General features: G+C 75.6%; 18 protein-coding genes. 8 read left to right on the top strand and 10 right to left on the bottom strand.

Annotated elements, in window-relative coordinates; genetic code table 11:
• Positions 1-38: 38 nt before the first annotated feature.
• Positions 39-599 carry a helix-turn-helix domain-containing protein gene (locus V6U82_RS15255; protein ID WP_334461716.1) on the top strand — a complete coding sequence of 187 codons (561 nt, stop codon included), beginning with the start codon at positions 39-41 and terminating at the stop codon, positions 597-599.
• On the opposite strand, the gene V6U82_RS15250 is transcribed toward V6U82_RS15255, so the two are convergent.
• The 5 genes from V6U82_RS15250 to V6U82_RS15230 all read right to left on the bottom strand — a co-directional run bounded on the left by V6U82_RS15250 (position 583) and on the right by V6U82_RS15230 (position 5795).
• On the bottom strand, positions 583-1575 hold the full coding sequence (locus tag V6U82_RS15250) for an ABC transporter ATP-binding protein (RefSeq protein ID WP_334461714.1): 993 nt from the start codon (positions 1573-1575) through the stop codon (positions 583-585). The two genes, V6U82_RS15255 and V6U82_RS15250, sit on opposite strands and share 17 nt — an antisense overlap.
• Positions 1572-2372 carry an ABC transporter permease gene (locus V6U82_RS15245; protein ID WP_334461835.1) on the bottom strand — a complete coding sequence of 267 codons (801 nt, stop codon included), beginning with the start codon at positions 2370-2372 and terminating at the stop codon, positions 1572-1574. The genes V6U82_RS15250 and V6U82_RS15245 overlap by 4 nt, the downstream gene beginning before the upstream one ends.
• Position 2373: 1 nt before the next feature.
• Complete coding sequence (locus V6U82_RS15240) at positions 2374-3225, bottom strand: ABC transporter permease (protein ID WP_334461713.1); 852 nt, start codon at positions 3223-3225, stop codon at positions 2374-2376.
• Between the two features lie 1158 nt (positions 3226-4383).
• Positions 4384-5082, bottom strand: a complete 699-nt coding sequence (locus V6U82_RS15235) for a hypothetical protein (protein ID WP_334461711.1) — start codon at positions 5080-5082, stop codon at positions 4384-4386.
• A 407-nt stretch (positions 5083-5489) separates the two neighbouring features.
• Positions 5490-5795: a hypothetical protein gene (locus V6U82_RS15230; protein ID WP_334461710.1), complete on the bottom strand. Its 306-nt coding sequence runs from the start codon at positions 5793-5795 to the stop codon at positions 5490-5492.
• A 1396-nt stretch (positions 5796-7191) separates the two neighbouring features.
• Here V6U82_RS15230 and V6U82_RS15225 point away from each other — a divergent pair.
• Positions 7192-9288: a WG repeat-containing protein gene (locus V6U82_RS15225; RefSeq protein ID WP_442933440.1), complete on the top strand. Its 2097-nt coding sequence runs from the start codon at positions 7192-7194 to the stop codon at positions 9286-9288.
• A gap of 66 nt (positions 9289-9354) precedes the next feature.
• Here V6U82_RS15225 and V6U82_RS15220 read toward each other — a convergent pair whose 3' ends face one another.
• A complete protein-coding gene (locus V6U82_RS15220) occupies positions 9355-9834 on the bottom strand; it encodes a cupin domain-containing protein (protein WP_334461707.1) in 480 nt (159 codons plus the stop codon).
• Between the two features lie 79 nt (positions 9835-9913).
• Here V6U82_RS15220 and V6U82_RS15215 point away from each other — a divergent pair, with 79 nt between their 5' ends.
• Positions 9914-10573, top strand: coding sequence for a TetR/AcrR family transcriptional regulator (locus V6U82_RS15215; RefSeq protein ID WP_334461705.1), 660 nt, complete (start codon positions 9914-9916; stop codon positions 10571-10573).
• Between the two features lie 44 nt (positions 10574-10617).
• Positions 10618-11616, top strand: a complete 999-nt coding sequence (locus V6U82_RS15210) for an aldo/keto reductase family protein (protein ID WP_128138699.1) — start codon at positions 10618-10620, stop codon at positions 11614-11616.
• A gap of 51 nt (positions 11617-11667) precedes the next feature.
• Here V6U82_RS15210 and V6U82_RS15205 read toward each other — a convergent pair whose 3' ends face one another.
• Together V6U82_RS15205 and V6U82_RS15200 are read right to left on the bottom strand one after the other, a co-directional pair.
• Positions 11668-12462 (bottom strand): site-2 protease family protein, encoded by a 795-nt coding sequence (locus tag V6U82_RS15205; RefSeq protein WP_128138698.1) that lies wholly within the window; start codon positions 12460-12462, stop codon positions 11668-11670.
• A complete protein-coding gene (locus V6U82_RS15200) occupies positions 12459-12659 on the bottom strand; it encodes a hypothetical protein (RefSeq protein ID WP_120568738.1) in 201 nt (66 codons plus the stop codon). The genes V6U82_RS15205 and V6U82_RS15200 overlap by 4 nt, the downstream gene beginning before the upstream one ends.
• 269 nt (positions 12660-12928) lie before the next feature.
• On the opposite strand from V6U82_RS15200, the gene V6U82_RS15195 reads away from it, so the two are divergent.
• The 3 genes from V6U82_RS15195 to V6U82_RS15185 all read left to right on the top strand — a co-directional run bounded on the left by V6U82_RS15195 (position 12929) and on the right by V6U82_RS15185 (position 17066).
• Complete coding sequence (locus tag V6U82_RS15195) at positions 12929-14950, top strand: bifunctional adenosylcobinamide kinase/adenosylcobinamide-phosphate guanylyltransferase (RefSeq protein ID WP_334461702.1); 2022 nt, start codon at positions 12929-12931, stop codon at positions 14948-14950.
• Positions 14940-15713, top strand: coding sequence for an adenosylcobinamide-GDP ribazoletransferase (gene cobS / locus V6U82_RS15190; RefSeq protein WP_334461700.1), 774 nt, complete (start codon positions 14940-14942; stop codon positions 15711-15713). Before V6U82_RS15195 ends, cobS begins: the two co-directional genes overlap by 11 nt.
• Before the next feature lie 63 nt (positions 15714-15776).
• Positions 15777-17066: a DUF2314 domain-containing protein gene (locus V6U82_RS15185; RefSeq protein WP_334461699.1), complete on the top strand. Its 1290-nt coding sequence runs from the start codon at positions 15777-15779 to the stop codon at positions 17064-17066.
• Positions 17067-17076: 10 nt separating this feature from the next.
• Here the strand turns inward: V6U82_RS15185 and gcvT are convergent, their stop codons facing one another.
• Positions 17077-18201 (bottom strand): glycine cleavage system aminomethyltransferase GcvT, encoded by a 1125-nt coding sequence (gene gcvT, locus V6U82_RS15180; RefSeq protein ID WP_334461698.1) that lies wholly within the window; start codon positions 18199-18201, stop codon positions 17077-17079.
• Positions 18202-18367: 166 nt separating this feature from the next.
• Between gcvT and V6U82_RS15175 the strand changes: the two genes are divergently transcribed.
• Positions 18368-19936, top strand: a complete 1569-nt coding sequence (locus tag V6U82_RS15175) for a leucyl aminopeptidase (RefSeq protein WP_334461696.1) — start codon at positions 18368-18370, stop codon at positions 19934-19936.
• A 55-nt stretch (positions 19937-19991) separates the two neighbouring features.
• Here V6U82_RS15175 and V6U82_RS15170 read toward each other — a convergent pair whose 3' ends face one another.
• Positions 19992-20321 (bottom strand): hypothetical protein, encoded by a 330-nt coding sequence (locus V6U82_RS15170; RefSeq protein ID WP_064448299.1) that lies wholly within the window; start codon positions 20319-20321, stop codon positions 19992-19994.
• Positions 20322-20429 lie beyond the last annotated feature (108 nt).

Genomic DNA, 20429 nt, shown 5'->3' with positions numbered 1-20429 from the left:
TTCGTCAAACCGAACAGAACGACCGATGGAGCGAACACATGGCCACCGACCCCGCTCCCCCACTCGCCACCATCGCCGCCGCGCTGCGCCGCGAACGCGAGCGGGCGGGCCTGTCGCTCACCGAACTGGCCCGCCGCGCCGGGATCGCCAAGTCCACCCTGTCCCAGTTGGAGTCCGGGTCCGGCAATCCCAGCGTGGAGACGCTCTGGGCGCTCGGCGTGGCGCTGGACGTACCGTTCAGCCGCCTGGTCGAACCGCCCACCGCCGCCGTCCGGGTGGTCCGGGCCGGGCAGGGCCCCCGGATCCGGTCCGAACACGCCGACTTCTCGGCCACCCTGCTCGCCGCCGGAGCGCCGCACGCCCGGCGGGACGTCTACGTGATGGAGCTGGAACCCGGCGCGGTACGGCTCGCCGAGGCGCACACCCCGCGCAGCGTCGAGCACGTCGTGGTCGCCGCCGGGCGGATGCGCGTCGGCCCCGGGACCGACCTGGTCGAGCTGGAGCCGGGCGACTACGCCACCTTCCCGGGCGACACCCCGCACCGGTACGAGGCACTGGCCCCCGGCACCTTCGCCGTACTCGTCATGGAGCACCCGTGACCGCTGATGCCGCGCCCCCGGTCGGCGCCCGGTAGAGCCGGGTCACCACCTCCTCGATGTCCGGCTCCACGATCGAGATGTCCCGCAGCGTGGTCAGGCCGGCCAGCCCGGCCACCACCTCGGCGACGCTCGCCCGTTCCAACGCGAAGACCAGCCGCCGCCCGTCCGCCTCCACCCGCTGCACCGGCGCGCCGGGCAGCACCGGCGGCTCGGGCAGCGCCGCGTCCAGCTCGGCGACCACCATCCGGCGCGAGCCGTACCGGCGGTGCAGCTCGGCGATCGACCCGTCGTGCACCACCCGCCCGTGGTCGATCACCACGAGCCGCCGGCACAGCCGCTCGATGTCGGCCAGGTCGTGCGTGGTGAGCACGAGCGTGGTGTCACCGGCCCGGCCCAGCTCGGCCAGGAAACCACGCACCGCCTGCTTGCTCACCACGTCCAGGCCGATCGTCGGCTCGTCCAGGAACAGCACCTCCGGGCCGTGCAGCAGCGCCGCGGTCAGCTCCCCGCGCATCCGCTGACCCAGCGAGAGCTGCCGTACCGGCGTGTCCAGGAACCCGTCCAGGTCGAGCAGGTCCCGGCAGCGGGCCAGCCGGGCCGCGTGCGCGCCGGCCGGCACCCGGTAGACGTGCCGCAACAGGTCGAACGAGTCCCGCAGCGGCAGGTCCCACCAGAGCTGCGAGCGCTGCCCGAACACCACCCCGATCCGCAGCGCCAGCCGGGTCCGGTCGGCCACCGGGCGCAGCCCGCACACCCGGGCCCGCCCCGCCGACGGCGTCAGCACGCCGGTGAGCATCTTCAGCGTGGTCGACTTCCCGGCGCCGTTCGGGCCGATGTAGCCGAGCATCTCGCCGCGCTCCACCCGCAGGTCGACCCCGTCGACGGCGGTCACCGTCCGCTTCTCGCGCCGCAGCGGCCCGGCCTTCACCCGTACCGTGAACTCCTTGCGCAGCCCGTCCATCTCGATGACGCTCATGACCCCGTACTCCGGTAGTGACGGACCCCGACGCGCCACGCCAGGGCGGCCAGCGCCGCCGCGACCACCGCGACGCCCGGCGCGGCCCAGCCCGCCCAGGACGGCAGGCCGAGCGGGTCGGCGCGGCCCAGCAGCGCCAGCGCCGGGTGATAGCTGACGAAGGCGAACCCCATCCCGTACGCGAACAGCGCGCGGAACCAGCCGCCGTAGACGGTGACCGGGTACGAGGTGAAGTCGCGCCCGCCGTAGGTGACCGCGTTCGCCAGCTCGCCCGAGTCGACCCAGTAGAACGACACTGTGGCGGTCAGCACGAAGACCGAGCCGAAGAAGACCACGGCGGCCGCCGGGGCGACCACCGCCAGCGCGATCCGCCCCGGCGTCCAGTGGATGCCGGCCGAGACGAGCGCGAACAGCAGCACGGCGAGCCCGAACACGGCCCGGGACAGCTTGCGCAGCGGCAGGTCCATCAGCAGCAGTTGCGGCAGCGCCCCGAGCGGGCGTACCAGCACGGCGTCGAAGAGGCCGGTGCGCACGTACCGGGGAAGCCGTTCGATGTTGCCGACCAGCAGGTCGGCGGTGGCGAAGCCGCACGACGACAGGCCGACCACGACGAGCGTCTCGCGCAGCGTGAAACCGCCCAGCTCCCGCGTCACGCCGAAGATCACCAGGACGGTGACCACGTCGAACACGGTGGCGCCCACGTTGCCGACCAGGTCCACCACGAACGAGGTGCGGTACGCCGCCTGCGAGCGCGCCTGCGCACCGAGCAGCGCCCGGTACGCCCGTAGTTCAGCCAGATCAACCACCCTGGACCACCAGACGGCGCTCGGCGCGGCGCTGCACCAGCCGGCACAGCGCCAGCAGCAGCACCGCCCAGCCGGCCTGCACCCCGACCAGGACGAGACCGACGGACATCGGCTCCCGCTCGACGAGCACGTCCAGCGGCACCTGCAGGATGCTGGGGAACGGGGTGGCGTACCGCAGGACCGCCTCCAGCGGGCCGGGCAGGAACCCGAGCGGGAAGTAGAGTCCGGCCAGCACGCCGGAGCCGAGCGTCCAGAGGATCATCGGGCCCCGGACGTCCTGCAGCCAGTACGCGGTGGCGTTGACCAGGTAGCGGCAGCCGAAGCAGACCACCACCGCGAGTAGCGCGGAGAGCAGGAACAGCGGCACCGTGGCCCAGTGCCGGGGCACGTACACGGCGAAGAATAACGGCCCGACCACCAGCGGCGGCACCAGCCGGGCCAGCGACGCGAACCCGGCCCGGCCCAGGTCGGTGGCGAGGTAGCTGGTCACCGGGTGCACCGGCCGCAGCAGGTCGGCGGCCACCTCGCCGGTACGGATCCGGTCGGCCAGATCGGTCCAGCCCCAGATCGCGATCACCGCGAGCAGACCCTGGCCGGCCCAGACGAACGTGGCGAGCTGCGCCCGGTCGTAGCCGGCCACGGTGCCCGCCGCGCCCGTCGCCGCGAGGAAGATGTAGCAGCGCAGGAAGCCGAACACGGTGTTGGTGCACAACCCCGCCACGGCGGCCTGACGGTAGGTCGCGTGCCGCCGGAACCCGGCCGCCGCGATCGCGCCGAATGTCCGAAACCATGGGGTAACGTGTGCGCCGGTGGGTGGTGCCACAGTGGCGGTGACCGAGCCCACGCCGTTACCCTCCTTCCGCAGCCACGACGTGCTGGACCGGGCGACTGTACCGGCACGTCCGGCGCCCCAGCGCGAGAATTTCCAATGAGGTGACACCGCCGTGAGCGAGCGACGCGAGCCGGCCCCGGGGCCGTCCCGCGCGAGCGGCGGGAGGGGTTGCCGATGAGTGGCTGGGGCAGCTGGCGCGAGCCGGCCGAACCGGCCTGGGCCGCCGAGCCCACCCACGAGTGGCAGCCGCAGTTCCCCGGGCAGCGCTACCCCGGCGACATCGGCATCGAGAACCTGACGCCGCGTCCTCGCACCGTGGTCGGCCGGGCCGAGGTGCGCCCGGTCAGCCCCGCGCCCGACGTGGACACGTACCCGGTGAGCCCCGCCGGTTCCCGGCCCCCGGCGCACGAGGGCGGGCGCCCGGTGAGTCCGGCGGGTCCACGCGAGGCGCATCCGACCAGTCCCGCCGGTCCACGCTGGGCGGACCCGGTCAGCCCGGCCGGTCCACACGGCGCATACCCGACCAGCCCGGCGGTCCCACGCGAGGCGTACCCGATCAGCCCCGCGGTCCCGCCTGGCGTGCACCCGACCAGCCCCGCCGGGCCACACGGCGCGCACCCGGACGGAACGGCAGGGCCACGCGGCGCTTATCCGGACGGCCCGCCAGGGCCACGCGGCGCGTACACAGCAGGGTCGGCCGGGCCACGCGACAGGTACCCGGCCGGACCGGCCGGCTCGCGCGGGGCGTACCCGATGGGTGCCGCCGGTCCCGGCGGACAGCGCCCCGCCGGGCCGGACGAGCGGCGCGGGCATCCCGACGGCCCCGGCGCGGACGGCCGCCGGGATCTTCCGCCCGGCCGGGACGGCGGCGAGCGCGGACCGGCCGGCCGCTCCGGCCCGCCGGAGCGACTCGACCAACGCTGGGTACGCCCCGATGCCGCACCGCGCCGGGCCGTCCAGCCGGGCTGGATGCCGGAGCCGAACGAGACCCCGCACCCCGGTGGGCGTCGGACCGACCGCCCGGCGGACGGCAGGCGCACCCCGGCCGACGGTCGTCCGGCGGCTTCCGGTGAACGATGGGGCACGCCGCCCGACGCCCGCCGGGACCACTCCCCCGGCGGGCGTCGCGAACCCCTGCCCGACGGCCGCCGTGGCCCCTTCCCGGAGCCGTCACCGGACGATCCCGGCCGTGGTCGGCGCGGTCCCGGCGTCGACCGGCGCGACGATGCCGTGCCACCGCCGGAGCGGAGCGCGGCCGGATGGAGCGAGCCGGGCCGACGTGAACCGGGTCGGGGCGAGCCCGGCCGGCGCGAACCCGGCTGGGGCGGGCCGGGCGGCGACGGCCGGCGTGAACCCGGCCGTGACGGCTGGCGCGAGCCCGGCGCACGTCCCCCGGCGGACCGGGGCGAGCCGGCGGGTGGCCGGTGGGACGACCGCGCGCCGCACCGTGAGGCCGCCGCGTACCCGGACACCCGGCGCCGCGCGCCGGAGAACGGGCGGCCCGCGCCGCAGGGCGAGTCCGACCGGTACGGCGCACCGGGGCACCGTCCGGCTGACCCGCAAGCCACCGCCCCCGCACGGCCGGGCGCCGACCAGCGTTGGCAGCGCCCGCCGACCGACCGGCCCCGCCCGCACCAGGGCGAGTGGCCCGTCGTCGAGCCGCGCCCCCGGCCGGAACCCGACGCGCACCGGCCCGACGAGCGGCACCGCCCGCCCGTTGATCGGCCGGTACCGTCCCGGCACCCGATGCCGCCCGCCGACGGCCCGCGCCGCCCCCAGCAGGACGGCTCCGTCCGCCCGGACCCGCGCGACGCCCGGCCGGCCGGTCCGGGCGCCCAGCCCGACGGTGCCGGTCCGCGTACGCAGCACCACGCCACCCGGCCGCCCGCAGTCCCGTCCCGCCCGGACACCGCCCCGCGCCGTCCCGAGGCCGGCCGGACGCAGCCGGAGCAGGACCGTCGCCGGCCGGACGAGCGCGGAACGCCACCGGACACGCCGAGGACGGCGCGGCCTGAGCAGTGGCCCGACGCTCATCGGGTCCGGGACGCCGACAGCCGGAACGCGGCCCCGGCCGAGTCGACCGGCCACCCGCGCGCCGACGACCGTCCCCGTCCCGCCCCGGCGGCGCCGGATCCGATGTCGGCACCGCGCGCGCCCGCGCGCCCCGGCGCCGATTCGCCGTCGGCCGGCAAGGCCCCGCCGCGGCCGGTGCCGCCTGTCGATGCGGGCGAGCAACAGCGGATGCCGGCACCGGACCCGCGCGACGCGCCTTCCGGTCACACGTCCCGCGTACCCGCGGACCCGACGGCCGGCACGCCGTCGGGTTCCACATCCGGCGTGCCGTCGGGTTCCACATCCGGCGTGCCCGCTTCCGCGAACCCGGCGACCAGCGCACCCGGCTCGGGTGTGCCGGATTCCCGCAGGCCCGTATCCGGCCCGCCCGTATCCGGCATGCCGCTTGCCGGCGCACCGGTCTCCGGCCCGCCCGCCTCCCGCATGCCACTTGCCGGCGCACCGGTCTCCGGCCCGGCCACGCCGGTTGTCGGCACGCCCGGCGGCGATACGCAGGCTCCGACCGGCACCGGACGAGCAGAGCAGAGCGCGGAGCCCGCTCGCTCCACGCCGTCGCAGGGCCGGCCCGAGGAACGTCAAGGCCCGCCTCCAGCCGATCCGACCCGGGCCGCGTCGGCCCGTCCCGCGCCGCCCGCCTATCCCGGCCCCGTCCCTGCCCGGCCGACCGCGCCGATCGCGCCGATCGAACCGGCGGAGCGACCCGCCGGTCCGGAAGCGCAGGCCGTGCAGCGGTCCGCCGTCGAGCCGCAGGCGGGTACGCCCGGCCGCCCCGGGGCCGACACGGGTGCCGGGACCGTGCCAGCCGCCGGAACCCGACCCGTCCCGGGCCCGGATGCCGACCGTCGCGACGCCGGCGCCGAAGCGACATCGCGGACGAGCACCCGGCCTACGCCGGACAAGGACGCCAGCCGTCCCGAAGCCGACGTGACCACCCGCCCCACCCAGGCAACGGACCGTCCCGATGCCGCTGCGACCGCCAACCGGAGCGACGAGCAGTCGGTGAACGGCCGCGCGGCGGAGAAGACACCTCCGCCCTCCTCCGGTGCCGAGGCGTGGTTCCGCCCCGCCCAGCCCGCAGAAGCGCCGAAGCCGCCGGAGATCTTGGAAGATTCCGGCCCCTCTGGGGGCCGTTTCGTACCAAGATCTCTGCCCGGCCACGATCCGATCGAGCGGTCGGGTGACGGCAGCGTGCCGCCGTACGGCGGTACCTCGGCGGCTCCACCCGGCACACCGTTGCCGACCATGCGCACCGTCGACGACGAACCGTCAGTCGTGGTGGCGGCTCCGGAAGCCGTGGCGGAGACGCCGGGCATTGCGGAGACGCCGAGCGTGGCGGAGACGCCGGGCGCGACGGCGGCGCCGGGCGTAGCGGAGACGCCGGGCGCGACGGCGGCGCCGGGACTCGATGTCGCAGTGCCGCCGGCAGGTGCTCCCGTGCCGGGACCGAGCGCCGGTCCGACACGAACGTCCACTGCCGACTCTGCCGTACCCCTTCCCGGCATCGCACCGTCCCCGGCAACTGCGCCGTCCCCCGCCACCCCACCGGGCGACGCCGCCCTGCCGCTCCCGGCCGCCCGGTCAACCGAGGACGCCACCCGGCCGGCCGACTCCGCCCCGCCACTCGACGGCGGCGTCACAAGCGGCACGCCAGCCGTGTCGGACGCCGGCACCGCCCTCGCCACGGACTCGACCACACCCGCACCCGCCGGCTCCGGCGAACCCGCGAGCAGCCTCGACACACCGCCGGCCCCAGTACCGGCACCGGCACCGGCACCGGCAACCGCGCCGGCACCCGCAACCGCAACCGCGCCGGCATCGGCATCGGCATCGGCATCGATCGTCACCGCGTCCGCCGACGGCGCATCGGCCGATGCGGCAACGACCACCGGCTCACCGGCGGCGTCCGTGGCCCCGCCGATCCTCCCGGCAGTCGAGCGGGCGACCGCAGCGGCCGGCACCCCCGCCACCGAAACCGGCAGGTCGGCCGCTGATCCCGAGCCGCACGTCGCGGTGGCTGCGGCATCCGGCCCGACCGTCCCCGGTCCGGGCCGCACGCCGAACGATGTCGCCTCCTCCGGAGCCGCCGATGTCGGTCCGGACGGCGCGGCACCGGAGACCGCCGCCGGTGGCACGGCACAGGAGACCATCGCCGGTGGGACGGCACAGGAGACCATCGCCGGTGGGACGGCACAGGAGACCATCGCCGAGGAAACGGCCGAGGAACCGACGGCGATCGACGGCACCGCCGGTGCCCAGCACACCGGGTCCGCACCGTCCGCTCCGCAGCAGGCCGACACCCCGGCCGGCGCCGTCGACGCCACGCCCACGCAACCTTCGCCCACCGCTGACGGGATCGACAGCACACCCACCGCGCACGTCGGCACCCCGACCGACACCAAGGGCAGCGGCACCCAGCCGGCCGAACAGCCGCACGCCGGCACCGACCACGACGCCACCGCCGACGGCGGACCAGGGCACGCCGGCACCGACCACGACGCCACCGCCGACGGCGGACCAGGGCACGCCGCCCACCACCAACACGCGCAACAGGGACCGGCGCAGGCGCCGACCCGCACCGACGACGGCAGACCGAACCCGGCCGGCGCAGACGACGCGCCGGATCCGCGTACCCCGGAGCAAGCCGGAACCGACGACGGCGCGGAACCGGCGGCGGACGCCGAGCCGCCGCCTCCGGTGGACCCGGAGCAGGCGCTGGCCGCGGTCGGCTGGGAGCTGGATCCGCGTACGCTGCGCGAGCAGGCCCCGGACCCGGCGCAGTTGCGGGTCATCCGGGACGGGCTGACCGGCAAGCTGGACACCACGCTCGACAACCGCAGCCGGGCCCGGCTGCTGAGCCTGCGCGCGGTGGCGTCCCGGATCCTCGGTGACCTGGACGACGCGCTCGGGGACGCGCGGCTGGCCGTCACGTCCGCGGAGGCCACGGGCGAGTTCCGGCGGACCGCGCTGGCCCGCGCGCGCCTCGCCGAGGCGCTGCGGTGGCGGGGTGACCACGCGGAGGCGGACCGGCTCTTCGCCGAGGCGAACTCGCCGGAGCTGCCGGACCGGCTGCGCGCGCTGCTGCACGAGCACGCCGGGCGGTGCTGCTACGACCAGGGCCGGCTGACCGAGGCGTGCCTGCACTTCGAGCGGGCGCTGGACCTGCGTCACGGCGAGGACGCGCAGCTGAACGCGCGGGTCGAGGTCGCGCTGGACGCGGTCGCGGAGCGGGCCGCCGCGGACGGTTTCGGTCCCCCGCCGCGCCGCCCGGAGGAGGTGCTCGGCACGCCTCGTCCGCCGGTGGCGACGTTCGACGAGGAGCAGCAGCTCTGGGGGTACGCGGACGCCGACGGCGAGATGGTCATCGCGCACCGGTACGCCGAGGCGCAGCCGTTCCACGAGGGACTGGCCTGGGTACGACGGCCGGAGGCGTCCCGGTGGGCGCTCATCGACACGTCGGGCGCGGCGCTGATCGAGGCGAACAACGGCTACCGGTCGGTGGTGCCCTTCTCGGACGGGCTGTCCTGGGTGTCGATGGACGGCAAGGGCCGGTGGATGGCCGTCGACCGGATGAACATCGTGAAGATCCCGCCCGGGTACGAGGAGGCCCGGCCGTTCCGCAACGGCCTGGCGGCGGTACGGCAGAACGGCGGCTGGGGCGCGGTGGATCTGACCGGCGAGGTGGTGGTGCCGACCCGCTACCACCGTCTCGGCACGCCGCTGGCCGACGGGCGGGAGGTCGACGGGTTCACCGCCGACGGGCTGGCGGTGGTGGAGCTGGCCGGCCGCCGGGGCGTGGTGGACCGGGCCGGCCGGGTGGTGGTGACGCCCGCGTACCCGACGGTGGTGGTGCATCCGGTGGCGTTCCTGGTCGCGACCGAGTCGGGCCGTTGGGGCGCGCTGGACCGGCGCGGTGAGCCGCTCATCGACCCGGTGCACCCGGGCCGCGCGGCCGTGGTCGCGGAGATCGACCGGCTGCTCGCCGACGCCAGCCCGGTGCTCTGACCCGCGCCCGGCACGCCACCGGGACCGCCATTCCACCCGGACCGGCGGCGAACCCGCGCCGGCCGCTCACGCCGCCGGTGGAGGGCCGAGCAGTTCGATGCCGTTGCGGGCGGCGGCGTGCCCGAGCGCGGCCGGGTCGACCGGCGCCGGGTCGGGCAGGCGGCGGTGCGGCGCCGGTACGCCGGCCTCGGCGGCGAACCGCTCGAACCCGGCCGGCGTGGTGATCTGGAGCGCGCGCAACGGCTCGTCCGGGCCGACCACGAAGGTGTGCGCCAGGCCCACCGGCAGCAGGACGAAGTCACCGGGACCGGCGGTGAGCGTCTCGCCGTCGCAGTGGAACCGGGCGGTGCCGGAGAGCAGGTAGAACATCTCGTCCTCGACCTGGTGGCGGTGCAGTGGCGGGGCGAAGCCGGGCGGGTTCACGAACTCGGCGACGGTGAGGCGGTCCCGGGTGTGCCGGCCTCCGGCCTTCAGCGTGCACAGGTTGCCGAGGAACCAGTACGCCTCGCCGTCGTCGGGGCCGAGCAGGTAGGGGCGGACGGACATGGCGGCCTCCGATTTCGGTGATTGCGAGAACATTCGATAGCCAGGAGTCTAGTGAATAGATTGTTAGTATCGCGAGGTCATGGCTGGAGTCAAGGACGGCAAACCGACGCGCCCCTACCGCTCGGCGGTGCGTGAGGAGAACGCCCGGCGCACCCGGCGGGCGGTGGTGCGGGCGGCGACGGACCTGTTCGTCACGCGCGGCTACGCGGCGACGTCGCTGGCCGACGTGGCCGCCGAGGCGGGCGTCGCCCGGCCCACCGTGTTCGCCGCGTTCGGCTCCAAGGCCGCCCTGCTGCGCCACGTGCTCGACGAGGCGCTCGCCGGTGACGACGAGCCGGTGCCGGTGGCGCGCCGCCCCTGGTTCCAGCCCGTCTGGGAGGCGCCCGACCAGGGCGCGGTTCTCGACGCGTACGCCGGGGTCTGCACGCTGATCGGCCACCGCGCGGCCGGCGCCTTCGAGACGGTGCGCCGCGCGGCGGACGAGGCGCCCGAGGTGGCCGACCTGTGGGAGACGCTGCTGCGCAACCGTCGCGCGGGCGCCGCCATGGTGGTCGACCGGCTGCTCACCCTGGACGGCCCGCTCCGGCCGGGGGCGGGCGCCGAGCGCGCGGTCGACACGCTGTGGTTCTACAACGACCCGGCGCACTACGCGGCGCTGGTGCAACGGTGCGGGTGGGCGGAGGAGAGCTTCCGGCAGTGGCTCGCCGCCCGGATGCGAGACGCGCTGCTGGCGGGGTGAGCGCCGGACGGCGTCCGGAACCGGGCGGGTCTAGGGTCGGGAGCATGGAATTCCGTCACCTGGGCCGCTCCGGCCTGATGGTCAGCGAGATCTCGTACGGCAACTGGATCACCCACGGCTCGCAGGTCGAGGAGGACGCGGCGGTCGCGTGCGTCCGCGCCGCCCTCGACAGCGGCATCACCACGTTCGACACCGCCGACGTGTACGCGGGCACCCGCGCCGAGTCGGTGCTCGGCCGCGCGCTCAAGGGCGAGCGTCGCGAAGGGCTGGAGATCTTCACCAAGGTCTACTGGCCGACCGGTCCCGGCCGCAACGACCGGGGGCTGTCCCGCAAACACATCATGGAGTCGATCGACGGCTCGCTGCGCCGCCTCCAGACCGACCACGTGGACCTCTACCAGGCCCACCGCTACGACTACAGCACTCCGCTGGAGGAGACGATGGAGGCCTTCGCCGACGTCGTACGCTCCGGCAAGGCGCACTACATCGGCGTCTCCGAGTGGAAGGCGTCCCAGCTGCGCGAGGCGCACGCGCTCGCCCGCGAGCTGCGCATCCCGCTGATCTCGAACCAGCCGCAGTACTCGATGCTGTGGCGGGTCATCGAGACCGAGGTGATCCCCACCAGCGAGGAGCTGGGCATCGGCCAGATCGTCTGGTCGCCGATGGCCCAGGGCGTGCTGTCCGGCAAGTACCTGCCGGGCCGGCCGCCGCCCGCCGGCTCCCGTGCCACCGACGAGAAGTCCGGCGCCGGGTTCATCGCGCGGTTCATGACCGACGACGTGCTCACCCGGGTGCAGCGGCTCAAGCCGCTGGCCGAGCAGGCCGGGCTGACCATGGCGCAGCTCGCCGTCGCCTGGGTGCTCCAGAACCCGAACGTCTCCTCGGCGATCGTCGGCGCGTCCCGGCCGGAGCAGGTGCACGACAACGTGAAGGCGGCGGGCGTGAAGCTCGACGCCGACCTGCTCAAGGCGATCGACGAGATCGTCGAGCCGGTCACCGAGCGGGATCCGGCGAAGACCGAGAGCCCGGCTCAGCGCCCGTGACGTCGCGTCGTTCCCGGGCCGGCTCGCACCGGCCCGGGAACGACCCGTCGGCTACTCCCAGAAGCGGATCAGGGCGTAACCGATCTGGTACAGCTCGCGCGGCAGGCCGAGCGCGTCGCCGACGGCGAAGACCGCGCCGAAGAACGCCCGGTTGATCTGCGGGCTCCACAGCAGCGCGAAGAGCAGGATGAAGCCGTACGGGGCGAACAGGTCGTACATCCGCCGGTAGGCGGGACTGAGCCAGGGCTGGAGCATGTTGCCGCCGTCCAGGCCCGGCACCGGCAGCAGGTTGAGCACGCTGGCGGTGAGCTGGAGGAACGCGAGCAGCCCGACGCCGGCCCAGAACTCCAGCGGCCCGCCCAGTTCCGGCCCCCACGCCACCGCTGCCACCAGCACCAGCGTGAACAGCACGTTCGTGGCCGGCCCGGCCAGGCTGACGAGCGTGTGCCGCAGCCGGCCGGGGATGGCGTGCCGGTCCACCCAGACCGCGCCGCCGGGCAGGCCGATGCCGCCGAGCAGCACCACGACCACCGGCAGCACGATCGACAGCAGCGGGCTGGTGTACTTCAGCGGGTTGAGCGTGAGATAGCCCCGGTGCGCGATGTCCCGGTCACCGGCCCGGTACGCGACCACGGCGTGCGCGTACTCGTGCAGGCACAGCGAGACCAGCCAGCCGGACACGACGAAGAGGAACACGTCGAAGCCGACGTTGCCGTACCGGTTCCAGGTCATCACCCCGGAGGCGACGAAGAGCGCCACCAGGGCCAGGAAGATCGGGCTCGGCCGGAACGCCGCCCGGGGCACGCCGAGGACCAGCGGCTCGCCCGGGCGGTCGTAGCCGGTCATTCGGCCGGGGGTTGCAGGCTCATCCGGTAGTCCACCCGGTCGTCCTCGACCAGCACGACTGTGGTGACGCCGGATGCCGCGAGCTCCCGCCAGGTCTGGCCGATCCACGACTCGGCGTCCGCCTGGCTCGTGAACGATTCGGCGGGTCCGTCGACCGCGTCGCCGTTCGTGCCCTCGTACCGCCAGCTCCACGCCATGCCGCGTCTCCCCTCGCCGCCGTCGTCCCGTGGGACGCCAAACCTCCGCAAGCCTAGTCGGCCCCGCCGACGACGGCCCGCCACCACATGGATCATGCCGACCCCCGCCACCGGGCCGCACGCGCGATCTTGCGGTTATCGCCCCGACAGAGCGGTCATTCCCGGCATCCCGGGGGCCGCAACCGCAAGATCGGCGCGGCGACGGGACGGGGAGAGGGCGAGGAGGGGCGAGCTGCCCGGAACGGGGGCGGGCGAACTAAGGTACGGGCATGTCCGTTGACGGGTGGCACACCCTCCTGGTGCTCGGCGGTATCCGCTCCGGCAAGTCCGAGTTCGCCGAGTCACTGGTCGCCGACGCGCCCACGGTCCGGTACGTGGCCACCGCCCCGTCCGGGGATCCGGAGGACACCGAGTGGGCGATCCGCCTCGCGGCGCACCGCGCCCGGCGGCCGGGGAGCTGGAGCACCGAGGAGACCGCCGCGGACCCGGGCCGGCTGGTCGAGGTGATCGCCGCCGCCGGGCCGAACGAGACGCTGCTCGTGGACGACCTGGGCGGCTGGGTGACGGTCCTGCTCGACCCGGCCCACCAGCCGGCCGACGACACCGCGACGATCGCCGAGCTGGCCGCGGCGGTGCGCTCCAGCGCGGCCCGGCTGGTGCTGGTCAGCCCCGAGGTGGGCCTGTCCCTGGTGCCCACCACACCGCTGGGCCGGGCGTTCACCGACGCGCTCGGTGCGACCAACCGCGCGGTCGCCGACGCCTGCGACGCGGTCGCGCTCGTGGTGGCCGGGCAGACCGCGTGGCTCAAGCCGGCCAGCCCGGCCCCCGCGCACGCCGTACCGCCCGCGGCCACGTCGCCCGAGGCCGTGCCGAGCCGCGCCGTGCCGCCCCGGACCGCAGCGCCCCGAGCCGCGGAACCCTGGGCCACCGCGTCCCGGCCCGCCGGGGACCGGACCCCGCCGGCCCGGGCCGTACCGGCCGACCTCGGCGCCGGGGACGTGACGCTGCCCGAGGTGCTCACCCCGGCCGCCGCACCGGTGCCCGCCCCGGCCACGCCCGGCGAGCCCGGTACGGGCGACTGGGCCGCCCCCACGATGGCGCTACCGATGATCGCCACCGGTCTGGTGATCCAGCCGGGCATGGAACTGCCGATGCCCGACGACTACACCGGACCGCAGGCCGTCGACCGGCTCGCCACCCTCGACATCCCCGGCGCCGGTCTCGGCGTGCTGGAGCAGGTGGTCGGCTTCGCCGCCGCCACCCAGGGCACCTCGACGCCACGTCCGTGGGACTCGGTGCGCGTACTGCTGATCCGGGGCGACCACGAGGGCGGCGCGTCGGCCGGCGCTACGCCCGGCGAGTCGGCCCGCCGCGCCCGGCAGGCCCGCGCCGGCCGGGGTGCGCTGGCCCGGCTGGCCGCCGAGAACCGGGCCGGCCTCCAGATCGTCGAGGCGCCCTCCTCGGCGGCGATGGAGGAGCGCCCGGCCCTGTCCGTGGACGAGGTCGAGGCGGCGCTGCGCTACGGCTGGCGGCTCGCCGAGCAGGCAGCCGACGCGGGCGTGCAGCTGCTGGTGCTCGCCGCGTGCGGCGCGGGTGCCGAGGCCGCCGCCGCCGCGGTGCTCGCGGCCACCGCGGGCGCGGAACCGCCGACGGTGCTCGGCCGGGTGGTCACCGAGCAGGGCGAGATCGACGACGCCGCCTGGATGGTCCGCTGCGCGGCGGTGCGGGACGCGCTGCACCGCACCCGGCGCTCCGCCCGGGAGGCCAAGGACGTGCTGGCCGAGCTGGGCGGCGGCGACATCGCGCTGGCCACCGGCGTACTGCTTGGCGCCACCGCCCGCAAGGTGCCGGTGCTGCTGGACGGGCCGGTCGGCACCGCCGCCGCCATGGTCAGCCGCGACCTGGCCGGCCAGGCCCGGCACTGGTGCCTGCTGCCCGACCACGGCGGCCGTCCGGGCGTGCGGCTCGCCGCCGACGTGCTCGGCCTGACCCCCTTGGTGGATCTGCGGCTCGACCTGGGCGAGGGGGCGACCGCGCTGGCCGCGCTGCCGCTGCTGCGCTCCGCGCTGACGCTCGCCGCCACGCTGCCGGTGCACCCGTCGCTGGGCGGCCCCGACGACGAGGGCGACACCGGCGAGCGCACCGGCACCGGCGACCACATCGGCGACGAGGGCAGCGACCACGGCCGGACCGAGGACGAACCGGACTTCGCCGAGCCGGAGCCGGCCGGTCCGGGACCGACCACGGTCGGTGCCGACGAGCCGGTCTCCCCCGGCCGACGTGCCGACTGAGGCGCGGCTCGCCGACGGCATCCGGCTGGCGCTCACCACGTTCACCACCCTCCCGGTACGCGCCGGCCGGGTCGACCGGGCCGCCGCCGGCACCGCGATGGCCCTCGCCCCGCTGGTCGGCGCGCTGCTCGGCGCCGTACTCGGCGGGATGCTGCTGCTCACCGGCGCGCTCGCGCCGCCGTTCGTCGCCGCGGTGGTCACCGTGGGGCTGGGCGCGCTGCTCACCCGGGGCCTGCACCTGGACGGGCTGGCCGACACCGTGGACGCGCTCGGCTCGTACCGGCGTGGTCCGGCCGCGCTGGAGATCATGAAGCAGCCGGACGTCGGCCCGTTCGGGGTGGTCGCGCTCGTGGTCGTACTCCTGCTCCAGAGCGGGGTGCTCGCGGAGCTGGCCGGCCGGGACGCCCTCGCCGCGTTCGCCGCCGTGGTCGCGGCCACCGCGGCCGGGCGGCTCGCCGTCGGCCTGGCCTGCCGGCGCGGCGTGCCGGCGGCCCGGCCGGAAGGGCTGGGCGCGCTCGTCGCCGGCACTGTGGGGTGGGCCGCCCTGACGGTTGGCGCGGTCGCCGTCGCGCTGGCGGCCGTTCCCGCGGTGCCGGACCGTCCGTGGCAGGGGCCGCTCGCCGTGCTCGGCGCGCTCGCCGTCGCGGCCGGGCTCCTCCGGCACCTGGTACGCCGCTTCGGCGGCATCACCGGCGACGTGCTCGGGGCGCTCGTGGAGATCGTCACCACGCTGTCCTACCTGGGACTGGTGCTGACCGGCTGAGCGTCACCGGTCCGGGCGGGTAGCGTTCGGGGCGAGTGCACCGGCGCGGTCGAGGGGGACGGCATGCTCATCACGGACGACTTCCTGCCGGTACCGGTGCCCGAGTCGCTCGACGCGACGTACCTGGTGCCGATCACCGGGCTGCCGAAGGTGAGCCCGAAGACCGCCGTGGAAGGGCTGGCCGGCCGGCTCGCCGAACCGGTGCACGGGCTGGCCCGGCAGATGCTCGACAGCCCGCTGATGACGGTGGACACCCGTACCGTCGACGAGTTCCCCGAGCTGCCGCCGGACCTGCTCACCGCGTTCGGCGCCACCGAGGAGCAACTGGCCCGGCTGGCCGCCGCCACCCATCTGGTGGTGGTGCAGGCCGAGTACCGGCCGGGCTGGCCGCCCGCGCACGAGTGGGCCGCCCGCGCGGTGGCCGCCGCGGTCGCCGAGACGGTCGGCGGGGACGTGGTGGACGTCTTCGGGCTCCAGTTCCTCGACCCGGCGGCGGCGCTGCGCTCACTGCCGGACGAGCAGGGCCGGATCCGGCTGGTCGACTGGGTGCTGGTGCCCTACTCCTCGGACTCCGACGGGCTCTGGTTCACCACGAAGGGGCTGCGCCGGTTCGGGCTGCTGGAGTTGCAGGCCCAGGGCGTGCCGGACCACCTGACCCGGGCGTGGGGCGCGGTGATGACCGGCGCGGCCCGGCGGCTGCTGCGGGACTGGACCGACGGGCTGGCCGGCGAGGAGGTGCCGGCGTTCGTGCAGCTTCCGGTGCTGGCCACGGTGACCGGGCACGACATCGCCGTGGCGTACGGCAATCCGGAGCAGCACGGCGCGACCGCGCCGGTGCTGCTGCGGCTGGAGCTGGATCCGGCCACCGACCCGGACGCCGACTCGTTCCTGAGCCTGAACCCGCCGCCCGGGCACCCGGGTCCGCCCGGCCGCTACTTCGCCGCCGCCTGCGCGACGTTGTTCAACGGCATCCAGCCGGACGTGCGCTACACCCGCACCGACGACGCGATGAGCCGCGCGGTGGAGACCGCCCGCGCCGCGCTCGGCGACATCCGGGCCCGGTTCCTGGCCGGGCGGCTGCCCGAGGAGAGCCAGCTCGTGGTCAAGTACGGCCTGCCCGGCGACGACGGCCCCGAGTACGTCTGGGCCGGGGTCACCTCGTGGGACACGCCGGAACGGATCGTCGGCGCCAGCGCCAGCGACGCCAACACCGACCCGAGCGTGCGGATCGGCTCGCCGGTGGTGGTGGAGGCGTCGGACGTGGTCGACTGGGCCGTGCTGGACGGCACCGGCGTGCTGGAGGGCGGCTGGACGCAGGCAGTGCTCGACGCCGGGGAGCGCGGCGAGCACTGACCCGCGCGGCTCAGCGCACCGAGGGCTTGACGAACGGCGGCCTGGTCAGGCGCATCCGGGCACGGCGGCCACGGATGTCCACCTCCAGCTCCTCGCCGTCGGGCAGCTTCGGGTCGGTGTCGACCAGCGCCAGCGCGACGCCCTGCTTGAGCGTCGGGCTGAACGTGCCGCTGGTGATCGTGCCGACCTGCCGGTCGCCCGCGTACACGGCCATGCCGGGGCGCGGGATGGCCCGGTCGACGGCGGTGAGGCCGCGCAGCGTACGGGCCGGGCCGGTGGCCTTCTCGGCGCGCAGCGCGTCCCGGCCCCAGAACGCCGCCTTGTCCCAGCCCACCGCCCAGCCGGAGCGGCCCTGCACCGGGGTGATCTCCGGGGACAGGTCCTGCCCGTGCAGCGGGTAGCCCATCTCGGTGCGCAGCGTGTCCCGGGCGGCCAGGCCGCAGGCGCGCACGTCGTCGGCCGCGGCGAAGATCGCGTCCCAGACGGCGACCGCGTGCTCGGACGCGACGACCAGCTCGTAGCCCAGCTCGCCGGTGTAGCCGGTGCGGCACACGGTCAGCTCCACCCCGTCGAGCGTGGCGGTGGAGAAGCTCATGTAGTCGTGCCCGGTGGGCAGGCCGAGCCCACCCAGCAGCTCCGCCGAGCGCGGGCCCTGGACCGCGAGCACCGCGTACGCCTCGTGCCCGTCGGTGACTGTGACGCCCGCGGGCGCGGCGGCGCGCAGCCGGCGGGCGACCTCGGCGGTGTTGGCCGCGTTGGGCACCAGGAAGACGTGGTCGTCGCCGTGCAGGTAGGCGATGATGTCGTCCACCACGCCGCCGGTGGCGTCGTCGCAGCAGAGCGTGTACTGCGCCTGGCCGGGCGCGATCCGGCCGAGGTCGTTGGTGAGGCAGGCGTTGACGAAGTCCGCCGCGCCCGGCCCGGTGACCCGGATCTTGCCCAGGTGCGAGACGTCGAACACGCCGACGCCCTCGCGGACGGCCGTGTGCTCCTTGAGCACGCCGCCACCGGCGTACTCCAGCGGCATCTGCCAGCCCCCGAAGGGGGCGAACTTCGCGCCGAGCGCGGTGTGCCGCTCGTGCAGCGGGGAGCGGCGCAGCCGGGTCTCGGCAGCGTCGGAGGTCACCTCGGTCATGGGTGGCAACTTACCGGCCCGGACCGCTGTGGTTAGCATCGGCGGGATCCCACCGGCACGCATCGGCGGGACAGCCACGCCTCCCGGCGGGTAGGTTGCCGCCGGAGACACCTTCATCGCCGGTACGCGACGACGCGGCCGGCCCGGCCCGCCCGGAGTAGCTTTCGTGACATCGCCCCGCACCACCCTCAGCCTGGTCGACACCGACCCCGCCGAACTCGCCGTCGACGCGATCGTGATCGGCGTGCACAGCCAGACCACCGAGCCGGGCAGCGGCGCACCCGACCACGCCCTGCTGCTGGCCACCGGCGGGGAGAGCATCGCCGCCGCGTTCGACGGAAAGCTGACCGAGACGCTGGCCCTGCTCGGCGCGACCGGTGGCCCGGGCGAGGTGATCAAGCTGGCCACGCTGGGCACCGTGACCGCGCCGCTGGTCGTGGCCGTCGGCCTCGGCCCGGAGCCTTCGGGCGCCGCTCCGGCCCCGGAGTCGCTGCGCCGGGCCGCCGGCGCCGCGGTGCGGGCGCTGGCCGGCGCCCCGCGCGTCGCCCTGGCCCTGCCGCTGCCCGACGACGCCGACGCCCCGGCCGCGCTGCGCGCGGTCGCCGAGGGCGCGCTGCTGGGCGGCTACCGGTTCGCCGGCTACAAGACCAAGCCGCAGCCGGGCCGGCGTGAGCCGGTGGCCGAGGTGCTGGTGGCGGTGCCGGACGCGGCCGACGCGACCGCCCGGTCCGAGATCGCGCGGGCGCAGGCGGTGGCCGGTGCGGTGCGGACCAGCCGGGACTGGGTCAACACGGCGCCGAACGAGCTGCGTCCCCCGGCGTTCGCCGACGTCGTCTCCGCCGCCGCCCGCGAGGCGGGGCTGGAGGTCGAGGTGCTGGACGAGGCGGCGCTGGCGGCCGGTGGCTACGGCGGCATCCTCGCCGTCGGCCAGGGCTCCGAGGCCCCGCCGCGGCTGGTGAAGCTCACCTACACGCCGGACGGTGGCGGCAACGGCAAGCGGGTCGCGCTGGTCGGCAAGGGCATCACGTTCGACACCGGCGGCATCTCGATCAAGCCGGCGCAGGGCATGTGGGAGATGAAGTCGGACATGGCCGGCGCGGCGGCGGTCGGCGCGGCCATGCTGGCGGTCGCGGCGCTCAAGCCGTCGGTGTCCGTCACCGGTTACCTGCCGATGGCGGAGAACATGCCGTCGGGCACCAGCTACCGGCCGGGCGACGTGATCAGCATGTACAACGGCAAGAAGGTGGAGGTGCTCAACACCGACGCCGAGGGCCGGATGGTGCTGGCCGACGCCCTCGCCCGGGCCTGCGAGGACGGCGCGGACTACCTGTTCGAGACCTCCACGCTGACCGGCGGGCAGGTGATCGCGCTGGGCAAGCGGATCGCCGGTGTGATGGGCACCCCGGAGCTGTGCGAGCGGGTGCGGGTGGCCGGTGACGCGACCGGCGAGCCGGCGTGGCCGATGCCGCTGCCGGACGACGTGCGCAAGGGCATGGAGTCCGACGTCGCGGACATCTCGCAGGTCAACGCCGGGATGGACCGGGCCGGGCACATGCTCCAGGGCGGGGTGTTCCTGCGCGAGTTCGTCACCGACGACGTGGCGTGGGCGCACATCGACATCGCCGGTCCGGGCTACCACTCGGGCGAGGCGACCGGCTACTGGACCAAGGGCGGCACCGGCGTGCCGGTGCGTACGCTCGTGCACCTGGTCGAGGACGTCGCCGCCAACGGCTGACCGACGCGTACGACGAGGGGCCTCCGGCGTCGCCGGAGGCCCCTTTCGCGTGGTCTCAGTACAGCTCGGGGCGGCGCTTGCGGCGCTCGTTGTAGTCGCGCATCCGCTGGGGGTAGCCCATCAGCCGCACGTCGTAGATCGGGATGGCGATCCGGTGCGCCCAGCGGCGGGCCTCGTCCGGCCCGCCGACGCGCCGCCGGGTCCACTCGCCGTCGTCGGCGATCAGCATGATCGTGGTCTCGGTGACAGTCGTGCGGGGCTCGATGTACGCCTCGACGCCCTTGCGGGTCCGGACGAAGTTCTCCAGATGGTCCAGATCGGCACGGTCGGCGGCGCGGTCGCGGCTCGCCGGGGCCGCCCGCTTGCGTCGTCGGAACAGGCCCACCGAATCCACTCCTCCCCACCGCGGTCATCGAGAACGGTGCCAAGGGTACGTGTCACCGACGTGTCGTTGGGCACCTCGGTACGCGCCCGGTCCGTGGTGGTGACAAGA

It is taken from the genome of Micromonospora sp. CPCC 205554 (genome assembly GCF_036902745.1).
In the GTDB taxonomy this organism is placed as follows: Bacteria; Actinomycetota; Actinomycetes; order Mycobacteriales; family Micromonosporaceae; genus Micromonospora; species Micromonospora tulbaghiae.
The sequence above is the reverse complement of the archived record's forward strand: the minus strand, read 5'-3'. Positions and strand labels throughout refer to the sequence as shown.